This is a genomic window from Ruegeria sp. N8 (assembly GCF_056531325.1).
Genome location: NZ_JBQFLQ010000003.1, coordinates 133,491 through 153,512, shown reverse-complemented (window position 1 = coordinate 153,512; position 20,022 = coordinate 133,491). Strand labels below are relative to the sequence as shown.

At 59.2% G+C, this 20,022-nt stretch carries 19 protein-coding genes; 7 read left to right on the top strand and 12 right to left on the bottom strand.

The window, feature by feature from the left end:
- Positions 1–32 precede the first annotated feature (32 nt).
- Positions 33–1,298, top strand: a complete 1,266-nt coding sequence (gene lysA / locus ACR0C5_RS08390; protein ID WP_480875917.1) for a diaminopimelate decarboxylase — start codon at positions 33–35, stop codon at positions 1,296–1,298.
- Between the two features lie 40 nt (positions 1,299–1,338).
- Positions 1,339–3,876 carry a TIGR02302 family protein gene (locus ACR0C5_RS08385; RefSeq protein WP_480875915.1) on the top strand — a complete coding sequence of 846 codons (2,538 nt, stop codon included), beginning with the start codon at positions 1,339–1,341 and terminating at the stop codon, positions 3,874–3,876.
- Between the two features lie 16 nt (positions 3,877–3,892).
- Here ACR0C5_RS08385 and ACR0C5_RS08380 read toward each other — a convergent pair whose 3' ends face one another.
- Positions 3,893–4,834, bottom strand: coding sequence for a zinc-ribbon domain-containing protein (locus tag ACR0C5_RS08380; RefSeq protein ID WP_480875913.1), 942 nt, complete (start codon positions 4,832–4,834; stop codon positions 3,893–3,895).
- A gap of 183 nt (positions 4,835–5,017) precedes the next feature.
- Here ACR0C5_RS08380 and ACR0C5_RS08375 point away from each other — a divergent pair, with 183 nt between their 5' ends.
- From ACR0C5_RS08375 to ACR0C5_RS08355, 5 genes are all read left to right on the top strand, one after another.
- Entirely contained in the window at positions 5,018–5,695 is a 678-nt protein-coding gene (locus tag ACR0C5_RS08375; protein WP_170773058.1) for a cell division ATP-binding protein FtsE, read from the top strand.
- 20 nt (positions 5,696–5,715) lie between these two features.
- On the top strand, positions 5,716–6,591 hold the full coding sequence (locus ACR0C5_RS08370; protein ID WP_174819436.1) for a cell division protein FtsX: 876 nt from the start codon (positions 5,716–5,718) through the stop codon (positions 6,589–6,591).
- The gene (locus ACR0C5_RS08365) at positions 6,588–7,328 is read left to right on the top strand and encodes a lysophospholipid acyltransferase family protein (protein ID WP_170772567.1); all 741 of its coding nucleotides are present in this window, start codon (positions 6,588–6,590) and stop codon (positions 7,326–7,328) included. The genes ACR0C5_RS08370 and ACR0C5_RS08365 overlap by 4 nt, the downstream gene beginning before the upstream one ends.
- On the top strand, positions 7,315–7,920 hold the full coding sequence (locus tag ACR0C5_RS08360) for a pyridoxamine 5'-phosphate oxidase family protein (protein ID WP_170785476.1): 606 nt from the start codon (positions 7,315–7,317) through the stop codon (positions 7,918–7,920). Before ACR0C5_RS08365 ends, ACR0C5_RS08360 begins: the two co-directional genes overlap by 14 nt.
- An 83-nt stretch (positions 7,921–8,003) precedes the next feature.
- The gene (locus ACR0C5_RS08355) at positions 8,004–9,047 is read left to right on the top strand and encodes a sterol desaturase family protein (protein ID WP_480875909.1); all 1,044 of its coding nucleotides are present in this window, start codon (positions 8,004–8,006) and stop codon (positions 9,045–9,047) included.
- Between the two features lie 56 nt (positions 9,048–9,103).
- Here the strand turns inward: ACR0C5_RS08355 and lpdA are convergent, their stop codons facing one another.
- The 11 genes from lpdA to sucC form a co-directional block, all read right to left on the bottom strand.
- The gene (gene lpdA / locus ACR0C5_RS08350; RefSeq protein WP_480875906.1) at positions 9,104–10,492 is read right to left on the bottom strand and encodes a dihydrolipoyl dehydrogenase; all 1,389 of its coding nucleotides are present in this window, start codon (positions 10,490–10,492) and stop codon (positions 9,104–9,106) included.
- A 79-nt stretch (positions 10,493–10,571) separates the two neighbouring features.
- On the bottom strand, positions 10,572–10,961 hold the full coding sequence (locus ACR0C5_RS08345; RefSeq protein ID WP_480875903.1) for an MAPEG family protein: 390 nt from the start codon (positions 10,959–10,961) through the stop codon (positions 10,572–10,574).
- Positions 10,962–11,026: 65 nt separating this feature from the next.
- Positions 11,027–11,419: an MAPEG family protein gene (locus ACR0C5_RS08340; protein ID WP_170772559.1), complete on the bottom strand. Its 393-nt coding sequence runs from the start codon at positions 11,417–11,419 to the stop codon at positions 11,027–11,029.
- 128 nt (positions 11,420–11,547) lie between these two features.
- Positions 11,548–11,817, bottom strand: a complete 270-nt coding sequence (locus ACR0C5_RS08335) for a hypothetical protein (RefSeq protein WP_170784916.1) — start codon at positions 11,815–11,817, stop codon at positions 11,548–11,550.
- 2 nt (positions 11,818–11,819) lie between these two features.
- On the bottom strand, positions 11,820–13,328 hold the full coding sequence (gene odhB, locus ACR0C5_RS08330) for a 2-oxoglutarate dehydrogenase complex dihydrolipoyllysine-residue succinyltransferase (RefSeq protein ID WP_480875900.1): 1,509 nt from the start codon (positions 13,326–13,328) through the stop codon (positions 11,820–11,822).
- Positions 13,329–13,330: 2 nt separating this feature from the next.
- Positions 13,331–16,288: a 2-oxoglutarate dehydrogenase E1 component gene (locus ACR0C5_RS08325; RefSeq protein ID WP_480504488.1), complete on the bottom strand. Its 2,958-nt coding sequence runs from the start codon at positions 16,286–16,288 to the stop codon at positions 13,331–13,333.
- Complete coding sequence (locus ACR0C5_RS08320; protein ID WP_170789724.1) at positions 16,285–16,827, bottom strand: DUF805 domain-containing protein; 543 nt, start codon at positions 16,825–16,827, stop codon at positions 16,285–16,287. The genes ACR0C5_RS08325 and ACR0C5_RS08320 overlap by 4 nt, the downstream gene beginning before the upstream one ends.
- A complete protein-coding gene (locus tag ACR0C5_RS08315) occupies positions 16,824–17,354 on the bottom strand; it encodes a DUF805 domain-containing protein (RefSeq protein ID WP_480875896.1) in 531 nt (176 codons plus the stop codon). Before ACR0C5_RS08315 ends, ACR0C5_RS08320 begins: the two co-directional genes overlap by 4 nt.
- Positions 17,355–17,475: 121 nt before the next feature.
- Positions 17,476–18,357, bottom strand: a complete 882-nt coding sequence (gene sucD, locus ACR0C5_RS08310) for a succinate--CoA ligase subunit alpha (protein WP_170353524.1) — start codon at positions 18,355–18,357, stop codon at positions 17,476–17,478.
- 71 nt (positions 18,358–18,428) lie between these two features.
- Positions 18,429–18,788 (bottom strand): hypothetical protein, encoded by a 360-nt coding sequence (locus ACR0C5_RS08305; RefSeq protein ID WP_480875893.1) that lies wholly within the window; start codon positions 18,786–18,788, stop codon positions 18,429–18,431.
- 6 nt (positions 18,789–18,794) lie between these two features.
- The gene (sucC, locus tag ACR0C5_RS08300; RefSeq protein WP_170789726.1) at positions 18,795–19,988 is read right to left on the bottom strand and encodes an ADP-forming succinate--CoA ligase subunit beta; all 1,194 of its coding nucleotides are present in this window, start codon (positions 19,986–19,988) and stop codon (positions 18,795–18,797) included.
- Positions 19,989–20,022: the final 34 nt, after the last annotated feature.

Sequence of the window (20,022 nt, the reverse complement as noted above, 5' to 3'; positions counted from 1 at the left end):
CCGCAGACCTCTTTTGGTCTAAGCGCGCTTGTATGGATCACTTTCTCTACCGCGACGGCGCGCTTTTCGCCGAGGATGTCCCAATCTCCGAAATCGCAGCCGCGGTCGGAACCCCGTTCTATGTCTATTCGACGGCGACCTTGCTGCGGCATTTCAAGCTGTTCGATGACGCGCTGAACGGGATGGATCACCTTGTCTGCTACGCGATGAAGGCGGCCAGCAATCAGGCGATTCTGAAGACGTTGGCGCAGGCGGGCGCGGGGATGGATGTGGTGTCGGGGGGGGAATATCTGCGGGCCAAGGCCGCAGGCGTGCCTGGCGACAAGATCGTATTCTCGGGCGTTGGCAAGACAGCGGATGAGATTCGCACCGCGCTGACCGGTGGCATCCGCCAGTTCAACGTGGAATCCGAGCCTGAGATGGAAGTGATCAACACGGTCGCACTGGACTTGGGCGTGATTGCGCCGATCACCGTGCGGGTGAACCCGGATGTAGACGCGAAAACCCACGCCAAGATCGCTACCGGCAAGTCGGAAAACAAATTCGGCATCCCAATCGCGCGCGCGTCCGAGGTGTATGCCCATGCCGCCACCCTGCCGGGATTGGATGTGATTGGCATCGACGTCCATATCGGCTCACAATTGACCGAGTTGGCACCGTTCGAGCTGGCCTATGCCAAGGTTGCCGAGCTGACCGAGCAGCTTCGCAGCGAAGGCCACAATATCCGCCGTCTTGATCTGGGAGGCGGCCTGGGCATCCCCTACACCCGCGCCAATGACGCGCCACCGCTGCCGGTGGAATATGGAGCTTTGATCCAGAAAACGCTGGGCCATCTGGGCTGCGAGATTGAAATCGAACCGGGCCGTCTGATCGCGGGCAATGCGGGTTTGATGGTCAGTAAGGTGATCTATGTGAAATCGGGCGAGGGACGCGATTTCCTGATCCTGGATGGGGCCATGAACGACCTGATCCGGCCTGCGATGTACGAGGCGCATCATGATATCGTCGCCGTGACCGAGCCCGCGCCGGGTGTGGAACAGCAGCCCTATGACATTGTAGGCCCCGTGTGCGAAACCGGCGACACCTTTGCCAAACAGCGCAACATGCCGCCGCTTGCGGCCGGTGATCTGGTCGCTTTCCGCAGCGCCGGGGCCTATGGTGCGGTGATGGCCAGTGAGTACAACACGCGCCCATTGATCCCCGAGGTTCTGGTGCACGAAGATCAATTCGCCGTAATTCGTGAACGCCCGAGCTTTGACGAAATCATAAACCGCGATACCATACCCGAATGGCTCTGACGCGATAGGCGCGCGGGCCTGCTGACGGAGGCCCGCCTTAATGGCTAAACAGACCCTGCCGATCCCTAGACTGTCCCTGTGGCTGACCCACGCAGGGATGTTGGCTGAGCAGGTCTGGCGGGCTTTCTGGCCGTTTTTCTCGATCCTGATGGCGGTTCTGGCGGCTTTGATGCTGGGATTGCAGGATTTCGTACGGGTTGAAACCGTCTGGGTCGTCGGCGCACTGGCTTTACTGAGTCTGTTGGGCGCGCTGGTCATTGGCGCAAGGCGATTCCATATCCCCAGCCGGGCCGAGGCGCTGATGCGGTTGGATGAGACCCTGCCAGGGCGACCGATTCAGGCTCTGATGGACGATCAGGCCATTGGTGCGATGGATGCCGATTCTGTGGCGTTGTGGCAGGCGCACCAATCCCGCATGGCCGCACGTGCCGCGCAGGCTGAGCCGGTGAAGCCCAACCTGCGGCTTGCGGATCGTGATCCCTATGCCCTGCGCTATTCGGCCCTGTTGGCGCTGGTGATCGCAACGCTCTTCGGGTCGTTTTGGCGTATTGGTACGGTGGCCGAGATGACCCCCGGCGCCGCTGTCGCAGGACAGGGGCCGAGTTGGGAAGGCTGGGTCGAGCCTCCGCGTTATACCGGTCTGCCGACATTGTATCTGGCCGATCAGTCCTACCCGACCTTGTCGATTCCTCAGGGAAGCCGAATTACTTTGCGGTTTTACGGAGAAGTCGGCGCGCATAGCCTGACTGAAACCACCACGCCTCTGGGCACCGAAGGCGCGACCGATCCGGAACAAGAAATCGTTGTCGATAAATCGGGTGTTCTGAAAATCGACGGACCCTCGGGCCGGGATTGGGCGCTGGATATCATCGCAGACGCACCGCCCCATATCGCGGTGGCAGATATCGCCGAGTCCGAGGCGGGTGGGCGGATGAAGCTGCCTTTCGCAGCGGGGGATGATTATGGGGTCGAATCCGGCTCGGCCCTGATTGAACTTGACCTGGCCTCGGTCGATCGCCGCTATGGCCTGACGCTTGAACCCGAACCGCGCGAGGCGATTGCGGTGGAGCTACCGATGCCGATCACCGGCGACCGGTCTGATTTCATCGAAGACCTGATCGAGGACTTCTCGGAGCACCCTTGGGCGCATCTGCCGGTCAAGATTACCCTGACCGCGCGCGATGCGGCTGATCAGGAAACGCAGTCTGAGCCCTATATGACCGCTTTGCCGGCGCGCAGGTTCTTTGACCCGCTGGCGGCGGCAATCATCGAACAACGTCGCGACCTGCTTTGGACACGGGACAACGCAACGCGAGTCTCCCAACTGTTGCGCGCGGTGTCGCACCTTCCCGAAGGCTTCTTCCGCTCGGATACCGCATACTTGCGGCTGCGCGTGACATTGCGGCGGCTTGAGACTTTCAATGAATACGGTCTGAAACCTCAGCAGCAGGCCGAGATTGCGCAGGCCCTGTGGGATCTGGCGGTGCAGATCGAAGATGGAACGCTGGCCGATGCGCTGGAACGGATGCGGCGCGCGCAAGAACGCCTGACCGAAGCGATGCAGAATGGTGCGACAGATGAGGAAATCGCGGAGTTGATGCAAGAGCTGCGCGAGGCCACGGACGAGTACATGCGTCAGCTTCAGCGCCTAGCGCAGGAAGGGGATAGCGAAGAGCGTCAGTCCGGCCAGAATGGCGAAAGCATGCAAATGACGCAGGACGACCTGCAACGCATGATGGACCGTATTCAGGAGCTGATGGAACAGGGCCGGATGGCCGAAGCCCAACAGGCGCTGGAGGAATTCCAGCAGATGATGGAGAATATGCGTGTCACCCAAGGACAGGGTCAGGGCCAACAATCCGAAGGCCAACAGGCCATGGAAGGACTGGCCGAGACGCTGCGCGAACAGCAGGGACTAAGCGATCAGGCGTTCCGGGATTTGCAGGAACAGTTCAATCCGGGCGCGCAGGCTGGTGAAAACCAAGGCAATGAAGGCCGCAACGGTGGTCAGGGGCGCGGCGAAAGCCATGAAGGGCAAGGCGGCCAGGGTCAGGGCTCGGATCAGGCGGGCGAGGGCCAGCAGGGTCAGGGATCGCTGGCGGACCGACAACAGGCCCTGCGCGATGAATTGAGCCGCCAGCAGCAGAACCTGCCGGGTGGCGGAACGCCCGAAGGGGATGCCGCACGTGACGCATTGGACCGCGCGGGTCGTGCCATGGATGATGCAGAACAGGCCCTGCGCGGCGATGATCTGGCCGAGGCGATTGACCGTCAATCCGAGGCGATGGAGGCGCTGCGCGAAGGGATGCGCTCATTGGGCGAGGCATTGGCGCAAAACCAGCAGAACCAACCGGGTCAAGGCACGCAGGACGGTGATATGCAGGCCAATAACCGCGATCCGCTGGGGCGCAGTCCGGGGTCGTCTGGGTCAATCTCGACCGATGAAGGCATGCTTCAAGGCGAGGACGTCTATCGCCGCGCGCGCGAGCTTCTGGATGAAATCCGCCGCCGGACCGGTGAATCAGACCGCCCGCAGCTTGAGCTTGAATACCTCAAACGTCTGCTCGAACGGTTCTGATTTCTCAAGGTCTGATTTACTGCGCGCCTGAACTGGTCTGCGCTTGTAGCCACAGCCGCGCCTGATCAACTAACGAGACATAGCTGTCCAGCACCGGATCGGCTTGAGGGACAGCTTCGGAAATCTGTTGCGCGTTGCCGTAGATCAGAAACAGGATCACGCCAATGACGACCATCAGCAGGAATCCGCGGCGGAACCCGCCGCTGGGGGCCTTGCGGGGCAAAGGCTGAACCTGTTCTTTCTTCTTTTTCTTGGGCTTCTTTTTCGCAACAGGTTCGTCGCTGCGCAGACTTGAATTTATGGCCTCCACGTCCGGCAAATCTTCTTTTTTCGCAGAGTCTTTGGCGGCCTCGGTGGCGGTCAGTTCGCGGATCGCCTGCTCCGGATCGGGTTCAGGTTCAGGCTCCGGCGTAGGTTTGGGTTCTGGCGGGGTCAGGGCCAAATCGGTCTGCGTTTCAAGGCTTTCTGCCTCTTGCGCCCGCAGATCGGCCTCGCGCGCGGCCTCTTCCTTGAGGATGCTGGAGACCGATGGGTCGACATGGCTGCCTGTGGGGGTATCCGCAGGTTTGGGCGCCGCCTGAGGTGTGGGTTGGGGTTCCGGTTCCGGCTGAGGCGGCGGCGCGGGCTTTGGTTCTGGCTGTGGTGGCGCTGCCTCGGGCTCCGGCTGCGGCGCAGGTTGTTGTGCAGGCTGCGGCTCGGGTTCTGGTTGCGGCGCAGGTTGTTGTGCAGACTGCGGCTCGGGTTCTGGCTGCGGCGCGGGTCGCGAAGCCGGTTGAGGCTCGGGCGCTTGTTCGCTTGCCTCTACCTCGGGTACAATCGGGTCAGGTTGGGGTACGGTGGTCTTGGCCTGAAACCAGGTCTTTTCGCAGTTCGAACATTGCACATCGCGGCCTTCTGCCGGGATCACCTCGTCCGGAACCTCATACTGGGCACTGCAATTCGGACATGTAAGACGCATACTGCCTCCTGGCCACAATATTGGCCCGATAATAGTTTTTTCAGGAATGATATTCCGTTAAGACCTGACCGCAAAGGGTGTTTTCGGTTTCACACGACAAGTGTCGCCAATTCGACCCGGTGCAGAGATTGAAACATAAACCGCGCTCGGGCAAGAAGGGCGGTGAACAACCTGGGGGCCCCTGTGATCGAGCTGGAAAATGTCAGCTATACCTATGGTGGTGACGCATTGCTGAGCGATGTGTCCCTGCATCTGCAACCGGGGTCCTTCCACTTTCTGACCGGCCCGTCTGGCGCGGGCAAAACCACGTTACTGAAGCTCTGCTATGGCGCATTGTTGCCAACTTCGGGACGGTTGACTGCCTGCGATCAGAATGTTGCGGAATTGGATCGGGATCAGATGGCTCTGTTACGGAGGCGGATTGGGGTCGTCCACCAAGATTGCCGGTTTCTGGATCACCTGACATTGGCGGAAAACATTGCTCTGCCACTGATGGTGTCCGGCAAAGGTGAAAACGCGCAGAAAGAGGATATGGACGAGTTGCTGAACTGGGTCGGGCTGGGCGCACGGCAGGATGCTTTGCCCCCCGAGCTGTCCGGCGGCGAACGGCAACGCGCCGCCCTGGCACGGGCGGTTATCCTGTCGCCAGATGTGGTTCTGGCCGACGAACCCACCGGAAATGTCGATTGGGACATGTCGCAGCGCCTGTTGCGGCTGCTGGTCGAGTTGAACAAGATGGGTAAAACTGTGCTGATCGCGACCCATGATCTTAGCCTGATCCGGGCGGCCAAAAGCCAGGTGCAGGCACGGGTTCTGCGGATTTCGCAACGCAACGTGCAACTGGCGGGGGCTGATCTGTGACGCAAGACAGTCTTCGCAACATGCTGTTGCCCGATAGCAGGGCCGACCGGGTGGTGCCCCCGACCGGGTATACGGCGCATCTGACCCTGTTCGTGTCCGGCGCGATGGCCTTTCTGGCGGTGTTTGCACTGGCACTGTCGCTTGCATCTGACCGATTGGCCGAACGATGGGCCACGGAACTGGCTGGTGCGGCCACCCTGCGTATCAATGCCCCGGCAGATCAGATGGCGGCCCAGACTAAGGCCGCGTTGGATGTGTTGTCACAAACACCGGGTGTGGCTTCGGCGCGCGCGTTGACTGCCGAGGAACAGATCGCGTTGTTGTCCCCCTGGTTCGGGTCCGACCTGCCACTGGACACGCTGCCCGTACCGCAATTGATCGAGATTATCGAGGGCGAGCCCGGCATGGATGTGGCCGGTCTGCGCCTGCGTCTGGGGGCCGAGGCACCGGGCGCCGTTCTGGACGACCACACCCGCTGGCGCGCACCGTTGGTCGATGCGGCCATGTCACTGCGGCGTTTGGGTTGGATCTCGATCCTGCTGATCGGAGGGGCAACGGCGGCAATGATTACTCTGGCGGCTAATGCGTCGCTTGCGGCCAATGCCCAGATTATCGAGGTTCTGCGGCTTGTCGGTGCCCGCGACCGGTTCATCGCCCATGCTTTTGTGCGCCGTTTCACCTATCGCGCTTTCTTTGGGGCTGTGGTCGGTGTTCTGTTCGGTATGATTGGGGTGTTGCTATTGCCCGAAGCCTCGGATGAGGGAGGGTTTCTGACCGGTCTGGGATTTCGCGGTTTGGGCTGGTTGTTGCCGGCGCTGATCCCGATCCTCGGTGCAGCCGTGGCTTTTCTGGCGACCTGGACGGCGGCAACGCGCAAATTGAAGGAGCTTTCGTGATGGCGGCAGTTCAATGGGTTCGGTCACTGATCTTCATGATCGTGATCTATGTGTGGATGCTGATTCTTGGGATCGTGTTCGCCCCCTATGCAATCTTTGCCAAACAAGGTGCGCGACGGGCGTGCAAGACCTATGCGCGCAGCACCATGTGGCTGGCTAGCTGGATGGTCGGTATCCGCTGTGAAGTGCGTGGCACGCCACCGGTTGATGAAGTGGTTGTTGGGGCAAAACACCAGTCGTTTCTTGATATTATGATGATCTTCAATGCCATGCCGCAGGCCAAGTTCATCATGAAACGCGAGCTTATGTGGACACCGATCATCGGGATATATGCGCGTCGGCTGGGCTGTATCCCGGTGGATCGTGGCAAGCGTGGCGCGGCGGTGGCCAAGATGGTCAAGGATGTGGCCAAAGAGTTTTCCGAACCCGGCCAGTTGGTGATCTACCCGCAAGGAACGCGCGTCGCGCCCGGCGCGCGCAAACCCTATAAGGTTGGAACCGCCGTGCTGTATGAGGGGCTTAACTTTCCGTGCATTCCTGTGGCGACCAATGCGGGTGTTTTCTGGCCCCGCACGGGCATTATGCGCAAGCCGGGCCTTGCGATCGTCGATTTCCTTGACCAGATCGAGCCCGGCGTTGACCGCGATCCGTTTCTGGCCCGCCTAGAAGAGGTGATCGAGACGCGCTCGAACGCGTTGATGCAGGAAGTGGGGTTTGACCTGGATGCAGTACATTGACGATATCGAAACGCTCGAGGCACTCTATGGCACGCCAGCGGCACCATCTTTGCGCAAAGTTGCGCCTCGTCTGACTCCGCTTTACCGGCAATGGATCATGGCTTCGCGGCTGTGCATCCTCAGCACGGTTGGGCCGGAAGGTGTGGATGGCAGCCCGCGTGGCGACGATGGTCCGGTGGTTCTGGAGCTGGACGACAGGACACTTGCCCTGCCGGATTGGCGTGGAAACAACCGGTTGGACAGCCTGCGTAATATCGTCCGTGACCCGCGCGTGGCGCTGATGTTCATAGTGCCCGGTTCCAACAACGTGGTGCGCGTGAACGGAACGGCCCGCGTGACTGCGGATCCCTGCTTGACCGCCCGGTTTGACAAAAAGGGCAAGCACCCCGCCACGGTGATCGTTATCGACATCGCTGAGGTCTACACCCAATGCGCCCGTGCGTTGATGCGGGCCCGTACTTGGCGCAGTGGTGACGAAAGCGCCACCCTTCCGACGATGGGGGAGATCCTGGCCGAAGCTTCGAACGGAGACGAAGGCGGCGCGCGCTATGACGCCGAATGGGGCGCGCGCGCCGAGAAAACGATGTGGTGATCAGCCCACAATATTTCACGGTATCGCCACACGGGTGGACAAATACGGACGCAAAAATAGGATGAGCGAAACCGGAGGCTTAGATGCAGCAGTTGCAAACATATTGGCAAGAGTTCCTGATCCACGCAAAAAGCGTGTTGTTGTATCCGCTTAACCCAGATAACCGAGTTTATGTCCTGTATCTGGCAACTTCTTTCCTCATCGCGTTCTGGATCTATGCCCGGAAAAGGCGTGTGTCTTCAGAGGTTGACGGAGAAACGACGTTCTTCGGGTTTCTGTTTCCAAAGAAAGTTTGGCGACATCCGTCAGCGTGGCTGGACGTAAGATATTTCTTCTTCCACATGCTGATTGGGCATTTCCTATTGCTAGGTCTTCTGGCCGGCTCTGCGGCGGTATCCTATTATTGGGCCAGTGGTGGGTTTGATCCTTCCACCGTTGAGGATGGCAAACACCTCACAGGTTGGGTGGGGGCCACTATCACCATAGTCTATATGTTTGTGCTCTTTCTGGTGTTGGATTTCATTGGCTTTTACTGCCACTATCTACAGCACAAAATTCCACTGTTGTGGCAGTTTCATAAAGTTCATCACAGTGCTGAGGTCATGCATCCGATCTCGAACTTCCGCGAACATCCCGTTGACAACCTGTTCTATCACCTGGCGATTGGCCTAGGCAGCGGCGCGGTAACGGGTTTTACCTTTCGCATACTGGGGTATCATCCAAATATTCCCGTTATTCTAGGTGTGCCGCTGTTGATGTTCTTGTTCAATGCCGTGGGCTACAATCTGCGGCATTCCCATATTTGGCTGCGTTGGCCTGGTGTTTGGTCCAAGGTCTTCCCATCTCCGGCTCATCATCATGTGCATCACAGTTGTCACCCGGATCATCTGGACAAGAACTTTGCCTTCATGTTTCCGGTCTGGGACGTGTTGTTTGGCACATATGTCATGCCGGACGACAATCGAGATGTGAAATTTGGTGTGACCGAGAAAGACAACGGTCAGGAACTGAATACGTGTATGAGATTGTATTTCGTGCCCTTCAAGGACGCATGGACCCTTATGCGACGTAAACGCCGGGTCAAACACAATACGCAGCAGCCTCACAGCAATGAACCTGCCGAGTAATTCTTCAAGTTAAGGTGCGGCGCGATGTACTCGGAGCATCGCGCCGCTTTTCCGTATCAGCTGTGGATCGGGCCATCACCACAGGCCAGAGCCGCCTCCCGCACGGCTTCGGAATAGGTCGGGTGCGCGTGGCAGGTCAGGGCCAGATCTTCGGCCGAGGCGCCGAATTCCATTGCAACGCAGACCTCGTGGATCAGGTCTCCGGCACCGGGGCCGATGATGTGGGCGCCCAGAATGCGGTCGGTGTCCTTGTCGGCGAGGATTTTTACAAACCCGTCGGCGGCAAAGTTAGCCTTGGCGCGGCCATTGCCCATGAACATGAACTTGCCAACTTTGTAGGCGCGGCCTGCCTCTTTCAGCGTGGCTTCGGTTTCGCCTACATTGGCGACCTCGGGCCAAGTGTAGATCACGCCCGGAATGACGCCATAGTTCACATGGCCATGCTTGCCTGCGATCTGTTCGGCTGCGGCCATGCCTTCATCTTCGGCCTTATGGGCCAGCATCGGGCCTTCGGTCACGTCACCGATGGCGTAGATGCCGGGCACGTTGGTTTGCCAGTCACTGCCGACCTTGATCTGACCGCGCGGTGTCATCTCAACCCCCAACGCGTCCAGCCCCAGCCCGTCCGAGAAGGGTTTGCGCCCGGTGGCGACCAGCACGGTGTCGGCCTCGATCATATGCTCGCTGTCATCTTTCAACAGCTTATAGGTGACTTTGGCCTTGGTCTTGGTGGCTTCGGTCTTTTGAACCGCAGCCCCCATGACAAAATTCAGACCCTGTTTCTTGAGGATACGCTGGAAGGTTTTCTGAACCTCGGGGTCCATGCCCGGCGTGATCTCCTTGAGGAATTCGATCACTGTCACCTCGGCCCCTAAACGGCTGTAGACCGAGCCCAGTTCCAGCCCGATCACGCCCGCGCCGATTACAACCATCTTTTTTGGAATCTTGCCCAGCGACAGCGCGCCGGTCGATGTCACGACGACCTTTTCGTCCACCTCAACACCGGGCAGCGAGGACGGCTCGGACCCTGATGCGATGATGATGTTTTTGGCGGTGTGAACCTCGTCACCCACCTTCACCTGGCCGGCAGCTGGGATCGAGCCCCAGCCTTTCAGCCAGTCGATTTTGTTCTTCTTGAACAGGAACTCGATGCCCTTGGTGTTGCCGTCGATCACCTCGTCCTTGTAGGCCTGCATCTGTTTCCAGTCGACCGAGGGGCTTTTACCCTTGAGGCCCATCTTGGCAAAGTTATGTTCTGCCTCGTGTAGCTGGTGACTGGCATGCAGCAGCGCCTTGGACGGGATGCAGCCCACATTCAGGCAAGTGCCGCCCAGCGTTTCACGCCCTTCGACAACTGCGGTTTTCAGGCCCAGCTGGGCGCAACGGATGGCGCAGACATAGCCGCCGGGGCCGGCTCCGATTACGATGACGTCATAGTTTGCCATTCAAATGGTCCTTTGTTGTTCTCGGGGGAGGGCATGCGCCCGGGTCCGTAGGCTTCTTATACCAGCGTGAGATGCAAGATTAAAACAGCGCCTCAAGCAGCATTGCGACAGTTGCGAAAAAGCTGACAAGCCAGACGATTGTACGCCATGGTGTCCAACCCAGCGCATAAGCGGGGACATAGATGACGCGTGCAACCAGAAAAATCCAGGCAGCAGCGGCGGTGAATGAGGTCGATTGTCCTGTCACGGTAATCACGAGGGCGGCGATGGCAAACAGGGTCAGCCCTTCGGTCAGGTTGCTGAGCGCACGATGCATCCGCCCCGAGGCTCCGGGCCGGTCAATTTCCGTGTCGCGGGGCCCGATCGCCTTGTTCACATCCATTTTGCCGTGGCTGACGGCCAGATAGGCAATGAACTGAACGGCCCAAAGCAAGGCGGCCAGGGTCAGAACTGTGATTTCGGGGGTCATTTGGTTATCCGATTTTAGCAGGGCCTGAGAGTGGCCGCGTCGCCAAAGCCGCGGCCGAAAACGCCTCAAAGCGCCTGGAGGTATAGATAGGCCGTTGCGAAAAATCCGGCCAGCCAGACGGTTGTGCGCAGGAACGGTACGGGAATGGCAAACGCGTAGATCGGAACAAAAACGATCCGCGCGATCAGGAATATCTGCGCGGCAAACAACGTACCGCCGGTAAAAGCGTCCTTGGCGGACAGGATCAGAATGGCAGGTGCAAACAGTGCCATAGCGACGACTGAATTGGCCAAAGCGCGCTCCACCCGACCTGCGACGCCGGTCAGCGGCGGCATGTCATCGCGTGCGCCGCCCAGCGTCATCAACCCGACCTGAGACATTGCAGTCAGGATATTCAGCAAAACCACAATAATGACCACCAGGCCATAGAGGGCAAGAATCGAAAGCTCGGAAGACATGATAGGTATCCTTTTGTCAATCTCAGTCCGGTCTTGCGACTACCATTCACCGGGCGCGAAGGCAGGCTGGGTTCACGGGTATTTGCGTGCCCGTGTGCGAGTTGACCCCGCACACGGTTTTTTTCAGATCAGACTGGTTTCAGCAGTTTCACTTGAATATGGGCCACGCCGCCGCGTTCGTGGTGCATCGCCAGTTCCTGCGAATCCAGAAAAGCACGGGCCTTGTCCAGATCGCGCACCTCAAACATGGCGATGGCGTGATCGCGCTGATCAGGATCGCGCCAGACGTGCAGGTCATGGATACCTGCCGCCTTGCGCATTGGCTGATCTTCGCGGAACACGGTCAGCCAGGCGTTGAAATCAGCCACATCGGCCTGCCAGAGAACATGGGTTGCCATGATTACAGATCCATCAGCAGGCGGCGCGGATCTTCCAACGCCTCTTTGACGCGAACCAGGAAGGTCACCGCACCTTTACCGTCAACGATCCGGTGGTCATAGGACAGCGCCAGATACATCATCGGGCGGATCACCACCTGACCATTGATCGCCATCGGGCGGTCCTGAATCTTGTGCATGCCCAGAATACCCGACTGCGGGGGGTTGAGGATCGGCGAGGACATCAGCGAGCCGTAAACACCACCGTTCGAGATGGTGAAGGTGCCGCCCTGCATCTCAGCCATGGACAGCTTGCCGTCACGGGCGCGCTTACCTTTTTCGGCAATGGCTTTCTCGATCGCAGCAAAAGACATGCTGTCAGCATCGCGGATGACCGGAACCACCAGACCGGTCGGCGTGCCGGCGGCCACGCCCATATGAACGAAGTTCTTGTAGACAATGTCGGTGCCGTCGATCTCGGCGTTCACCTCGGGCACTTCTTTCAGCGCGTGGCAGCAGGCCTTGGTGAAGAAGGACATAAAGCCCAGACGCACGCCGTGCTTCTTCTCGAACTGGTCCTTATACTGGCTGCGCAGTGCCATCACTTCAGTCATGTCCACCTCGTTATAGGTGGTCAGCATGGCGGCGGTGTTCTGGCTGTCTTTCAGACGCTTGGCGATGGTCTGGCGCAGGCGAGTCATCTTGACCCGTTCCTCGCGCGCGGCGTCATCGGCGGCCACAGGCGCGCGCGGCGCAGGGGCAGGTGCCGGAGAGGCAGCAGGCGCGGGTGCGGCAGCCGTTGCCACGGCGCGGGCCACGTCCTCTTTCATGATGCGGCCGTCGCGGCCGGTGCCGGTGACCTGATCAGCCGACAGACCGGCTTGTGCCATCGCTTTCTCAGCCGAAGGTGCGTTGGACACGTCCTTGCCCGTGGCCGCAGCTGCAGGGGCCGCCGCTGCCGGAGCAGCCGCCGGAACCGCAACAGCACCTGCGCCCGAGATCACGGCCAGTTTCGCCGATGCGTCAACGGTCGTGCCCTCCGGCGCGGTGATTTCCGCAAGAACACCTGCGGCGGGGGCCGGAACTTCGACCGAAACTTTGTCGGTTTCCAGCTCACACAGCATTTCATCCTGCGCGACGGCGTCGCCGACCTGTTTGAACCATGTGGACACGGTCGCCTCGGTCACGGATTCGCCCAGAGTGGGGACCATTACGTCAACGCTGCCACCCGATGCGGCCGGAGCCTCAGCTGGCGGGGCCGCCGCCGCCGGTGCCGGAGCAGCGGCTGCGCCTTCGCCTGCGGTGATAGTGGCCAACAAGGCATCAACGCCAACGGTTTCACCCTCGGCCGCGACGATCTCACCCATCACGCCCGCTGCGGGGGCAGGAACTTCGACTGTGACTTTGTCAGTCTCCAACTCGCACAGCATTTCATCCACGGCCACTGCGTCACCCGGTTTCTTGAACCAGGTTGCAACTGTGGCCTCGGTGACCGACTCGCCCAGCGTGGGAACACGAACTTCAATGGACATCATTATTTTCCTTCAATGCTCAGCGCTTCGTTCACCAGCGCTTCTTGTTGGGCTTTGTGTTGGCTGGCCAGACCCGTCGCGGGCGAGGCCGAAGTAGCGCGGCCGACATAGCGGGGCCGTGTATGTTTTGCTTTAATCCGGGTCAAAACCCATTCGATGTTGGGTTCGATAAAGGACCAGGCACCCTGGTTCTTGGGCTCTTCCTGACACCAGACGATCTCGGCCCCTTTGAAGCGCTCAAGCTCATTGATCAGCGAATGCGCCGGGAACGGATAATATTGCTCGATCCGCATCAGGTAGACGTCGTCGATCCCGCGCGCGTCGCGTTCTTCGAGCAAGTCATAGTAGACCTTGCCTGAACACAGAACGACCCGCTTGACCTTGTCATCTGCGACCAGCTTGGTGTCCGAGTTGCCATGCTGCGCGTCATCCCACAGCACCCGGTGGAAGCTGGATCCGGTGGTGAATTGATCCGCGGTGCTGACGGCCAATTTGTGACGCAGCAGTGATTTTGGCGTCACCATGATCAGCGGTTTTCGGAAAGTCCTGTGCAGCTGGCGGCGCAGGATGTGGAAATAGTTCGCCGGCGTCGTGCAGTTCGCCACGATCCAGTTGTCCTGCCCGCACATCTGCAGGAAGCGTTCCAGACGCGCGGACGAGTGTTCAGGCCCCTGACCTTCAAACCCGTGCGGCAACAGACAGACCAAACCGGACATACGCAGCCATTTGCTTTCACCCGAGCTGATGAACTGGTCAAACATGATCTGCGCGCCGTTGGCAAAATCGCCGAACTGCGCCTCCCATAAGGTCAAGGCATTGGGTTCGGCCAGCGAATAGCCGTATTCAAAACCCAGCACCGCATATTCCGACAGCATCGAGTCGATCACTTCATAGTGCGACTGTCCGGCCCGGATGTTGTTGAGCGGATAGTATCGTGCCTCGGTCTCCTGATGCACAAAGCCCGAGTGGCGTTGGCTGAATGTCCCTCGCGTTGCATCCTGACCGGACAAGCGGACCGGATAGCCCTCGGTTAGAAGCGAGCCAAACGCCAGCGCTTCGCCGGTTGCCCAGTCGAACCCCTTGCCGCTTTCGAACATCTTTTTCTTGTGGTCCAAAAGTCGGCCGACGGTTTTGTGCAGCGCGATATCTTCGGGCACATGGGTCAGAGCGTTGCCGACCTCGGCCATGGTTTCCGGCGAGATCGCCGTGTCGCCCCGGACATACTCTTCTTTGTTTTTGTCCAGATGTGACCAGCGCCCGTCCAGCCAGTCGGCCTTGTTGGGTTTGTAATCTTTCCCGGCCTCGAACTCGTCATTCAGGTGGGCCTGGAAAGCGGCTTTCATATCCTCGATTTCGCCTTCGGGGATCAGGCCATCCTTGACCAGACGTTCTGTATAAAGCGACAGCGTGGTCTTATGCGTCTTGATCTTTTTGTACATGATCGGGTTGGTGAACATGGGCTCATCGCCCTCGTTGTGACCAAACCGGCGATAGCAGAAGATGTCGATAACCACGTCCTTGTGGAACTTCTGGCGGAATTCGGTCGCCACTTTTGCGGCGTGAACCACCGCCTCGGGATCGTCACCGTTCACGTGGAAAATCGGCGCTTCAACCATCAGCGCGATATCGGTGGGATAGGGGCTGGAGCGGCTGAAATGAGGCGCCGTGGTGAAACCGATCTGGTTGTTCACCACGATATGCATGGTGCCACCGGTCTTATGCCCCCGCAGGCCGGACAGCCCGAACCCTTCGGCCACAACGCCCTGACCTGCAAAGGCCGCGTCGCCGTGCAGCAGAATGCCCATCACCGCCGTACGCTCGTCATCCTTCAGCTGGTCCTGCTTGGCGCGGACCTTGCCCAGAACTACCGGGTTCACGGCCTCAAGGTGGCTGGGGTTGGCGGTCAGCGACAGGTGGACATTGTTGCCGTCAAATTCCCGGTCGCTGGACGCACCCAGGTGGTATTTTACATCGCCTGAGCCATCCACATCCTCGGGCTTGAAGCTGCCGCCCTGGAATTCGTTGAAGATCGCGCGATAGGGTTTGCGCATCACGTTGGCCAGAATGTTAAGACGGCCTCGGTGCGGCATCCCGATAACAATGTCACGCACACCCAGCGCGCCGCCGCGCTTGATGATCTGTTCCATCGCGGGGATCAGAGCCTCACCGCCGTCCAGACCGAACCGCTTGGTGCCCATGTATTTGACGTGCAGGAATTTCTCGAAACCCTCGGCCTCGACCATCTTGTTCAGGATCGCCTTGCGGCCTTCCTTGGTGAACGCGATTTCCTTGCCATAGCCTTCGATCCGCTCTTTCAGCCACGCGGCCTGTTCGGGATCGGAAATATGCATGTATTGCAGCGCGAAGGTGCCGCAATAGGTCCGCTTCACGATATCGACGATCTGCCGCATCGAGGCCATCTGCAGGCCCAGCACGTTGTCGATAAAGATCGGCCGGTCCATGTCGGCCTCGGTAAAGCCATAGGTCTTGGGGTCCAATTCGGGGTGGTTGGTCGCAGCACGCATCCCCAACGGGTCCAGATTGGCGGCCAGATGACCCCGGATACGATAGGCCCGGATCAGCATCAGTGCGCGCAGGCTGTCCAGAACCGCGCGCTTGATCTGATCTTCGCTGACCGCAACGCCCTTGTCCGCTGCTTTGTCCTTGATCTTTTTGCCCGCCGCCTTGGCGTCGATCTCGGCCCACTCACCGGTAAGCGCGCCCGTCAGGTCATCCGCAGGCATCGGCGGCCAGTCAGTGCGCGCCCAGGACGGGCCCTCGGCCTCGCGCTGCACATCCGGCGAAGCATCGCCCATGGCGCGAAAGAACTCGACCCAGGCCGCATCTACTGCATTCGGGTCCCGCGTGTATTGAGCGTATAGCTGTTCCAGATATTCGGCATTGTGCCCCTGCATGAAGCTTGAGGCATGAAAGGCGGAGTTGGGCGAGTGCTCGGTCATTGGGTTACCTCATATGGGTTGGGACCGTATTGGTTGGTGCCTGGCTGGCTGGGGCGGGTCAGCCACCACAGCACCAGGAGGGGCGAGATCATCAGGACTAGAAGTGTGGGTATAACAATCAGTAAAGTCGCGCGGGTGAACAAGATATCCAGATTGCCGCCATGCTGGAAGCTGGACGCCATTCCAATGCCGAACACCAGCACCGCAACGGCCCCGGCCATCAGCAGCAGCGGAAACAGGGCATAAAGCCCGCTGCGTCCGGTATCATGCATCCGCCGCCATGCGACCGCGAGATGTGGGAAGAAGACGATTAGGCTGACAATGCTCTGCACCGGTTGACTCGATGTGGCAGCGACGGATCTCGTGGTTTCGGTCTCGGTCGTGGCGACTTGCGTGAAAAACTGAAGGTCAATGAAACCTGCGATGAGGCTCCAGATCACGATGAACAGGAAAAAGAACCAGTATTCAGGCCGCGAGGCGCGACCCGAGAAGGTGAAGAACTTGGAGAAACAGGTGCGGATGGCGTCAGAGAAGGTCATGGGATCGCTCCAACAGGGTTCAAACCATATCGATTCGAGCTGTTCTCAGGTTTTACAAACCCAATCCAGAAACACCACAATACGCTTCCGTAGGGGATGAAGCCCAATAGCATGGCGGGAACAAGGATTTGCACGGCAGTTTCTGCACGCCCAGCCAGGAAAAGCATCGCGCAAATCGTGAGGGCAGCACCTGAAACGCCGTTCATCCATGCAGCAATGTAGAACCAGCCACCTCGCCAGCCATAGTCTTTGAACCTTCGGGATACCGTCGGGAGCATTAGAAAACAAAAGAGAAAAACGGAAGCTGAGACCATCAAGCCAAGCGGAAGGTTTTCCGCCGTTAGCGGACCGGATGCCAAAGCGCTTGACCCCAGTGACGCGACTATGAGGCTTGCCGAGAAAATCTGGAAGATCAGAGTGACGACCAAACTCGCGAGAAACATCCACCAGAATTCGGATCGAGAGGCGCGTCCCGAAAAATCAAAGACCTTTCGAAAACCCAACGATATAGCGCATTTTGGTCCCATCAGCACCCACCCGCCCGGCGGCAACGCCGGGCAGTGCCCGACCCTCCCCCCGGGAGGGCGCTTGCAGCACCCACCCAGGGTCGGGCGCTACCCCCAGCGCCTGTGGAGAGTCGGTTTGTCATCAGCCAATCGCTTCCAGCACGGCCTCACCCAGCGTCGCGGGGCTTTCTGCCACAACGATACCGGCCGACCGCATGGCTTCGATCTTGTCCTCGGCACCGCCTTTGCCGCCGGCGACAATCGCGCCCGCGTGGCCCATGCGGCGGCCCGGAGGGGCCGTGCGGCCAGCAATGAAGCCAGCAACCGGCTTTTTGCGGCCCTTCTTGGCCTCATCCGCCAGGAACTGTGCGGCTTCTTCCTCGGCCGAGCCACCGATCTCACCGATCATGATGATCGAGTGGGTCTCATCATCCGCCAGGAACCATTCCAGCACGTCGATATGCTCGGTTCCTTTGATCGGGTCGCCGCCGATGCCGACGCAGGTGGACTGGCCCAGACCCACATCGGTGGTCTGTTTGACGGCCTCATAGGTCAGGGTGCCCGAGCGCGACACAACGCCGACCGAGCCACGCTTGTGGATGTGGCCGGGCATGATGCCGATTTTGCAGGCGTCGGGCGTGATGACACCGGGGCAGTTCGGGCCGATCAGGCGCGATTTCGAGCCTTCCAGCGCGCGTTTCACCTTCATCATGTCCAGAACCGGGATGCCTTCGGTGATGCAGACGATCACTTCCATCTCGGCATCAATCGCTTCGAGGATCGAATCTGCGGCGAACGGCGGCGGAACATAGATCACCGAGGCGTTCGCCTCGGTCACATGCTTGGCCTCGTGGACCGAGTTGAACACGGGCAGGTCAAGATGTGTCATCCCGCCTTTGCCGGGGGTCACACCGCCGACCATCTTGGTGCCATAGGCGATGGCCTGTTCGCTGTGGAATGTGCCCTGCGAGCCGGTAAAGCCCTGACAGATCACTTTGGTATTTTCGTCGATGAGGACTGCCATTTTTAGGAGTCTCCTGAAATTGCCGCGCCATAGGCGCGAGTGTTAAGCCTCCGAGGCGATAACCGCCCCTCCTAGTTTTTTCCTTCGGCCTTGCCGCCATGGGAGTGGTGCAGTCGAATAACTTCAAAACGATCTGAGTCATTTGATTCAACAAACACTGACTCTACTTTGGCTCGACGCATAGACTTTTCGATTTCGTCCATTGCATCCCTCCAGTGATCGTAGAAACCCAAGTCTCGGTAGAGGTTGCCGGATTGTCTGATAAGTGCTGCGGACACAGGGCCATCATTCAAATTGCAAACTTCACGCATTTGGGAAACGTAGATTGTGTCTGTTCGATTTGGGTCGGCCAGCCGGTTTTCTTTCACCACAAAGACAATAATGACCAGTGCAGCGAAGGCTAACAGAGCAATGGCTTCTCCCACTCCCATTTTGACTTAACCCTTAACCGCCTTCACGATCTTCTCGGCGCCGTCTTTCAGGTTGTCCGCCGCGATTACGTCCAGGCCAGAGGTGTTGATGATCTCTTTGCCTTTCTCAACGTTCGTGCCTTCCAGACGCACGACCAGCGGGACCTGCAGGCCGACCTCTTTCACCGCGGCGACAACGCCCTCGGCGATGACGTCACAGCGCATGATGCCGCCGAAGATGTTGACCAGAATGCCTTTGACGTTCGGGTCCGAGGTGATGATCTTGAACGCCTCGGTCACTTTCTCTTTAGTGGCACCGCCACCCACGTCGAGGAAGTTGGCAGGCTCGGCCCCGTACAGTTTGATGATGTCCATCGTGGCCATCGCCAGACCGGCACCGTTCACCATGCACCCGATCTCACCATCCAGCGCGATGTAGTTCAGGTCGTATTTCGAGGCTTCGAGTTCCTTGGGGTCTTCTTCGGTCTCGTCGCGCAGTTCAGCGATATCGGGGTGGCGGTAGACCGCGTTGCCGTCGAAACCAACCTTGGCGTCCAACACTTTCAGATCACCCTTGTCCGAGACAATCAGCGGGTTGATCTCCAGCATCTCCATGTCCTTCTCGACGAAGGCGGAGTAAAGCTGGCTCATCAGTTTGACGCATTGTTTGACCTGTGCGCCTTGCAGACCCAGCGAAAATGCGATGCGGCGGCCGTGGTAAGGTTGATAGCCGGTGGCCGGATCAACCGAGAAGGACAGGATTTTCTCGGGCGTGGCTGCAGCCACCTCTTCGATATCCATGCCGCCTTCGGTCGAGCAGACGAAGGAAATACGGCTGGTCTGGCGATCCACCAGTAGGGCAAGATACATCTCGGTCTCGATGCCGGAACCGGCCTCGATATAGATGCGGTTGACCTGTTTGCCCGCAGGGCCGGTCTGATGCGTGACCAGCGTGCGGCCCAACATTTTTTTGGCCTCTTCGGCGGCTTCTTCGACCGATTTGGTCAGACGGACACCGCCCTTTTCACCGGCGTCGGCCTCTTTGAAGCTGCCCTTGCCGCGCCCACCTGCGTGGATCTGTGCTTTGACAACCCAAAGGGGGCCATCCAGTTCACCGGCTGCGGTTTTGGCTTCCTCGGCGCGCAGAACCGCGCGACCGTCGGAGACCGGGGCGCCATAGCTGCGAAGAAGCGCCTTGGCTTGGTATTCGTGAATGTTCATCGAAATTGTCCCGTCTGACTACGATTGACCTTTT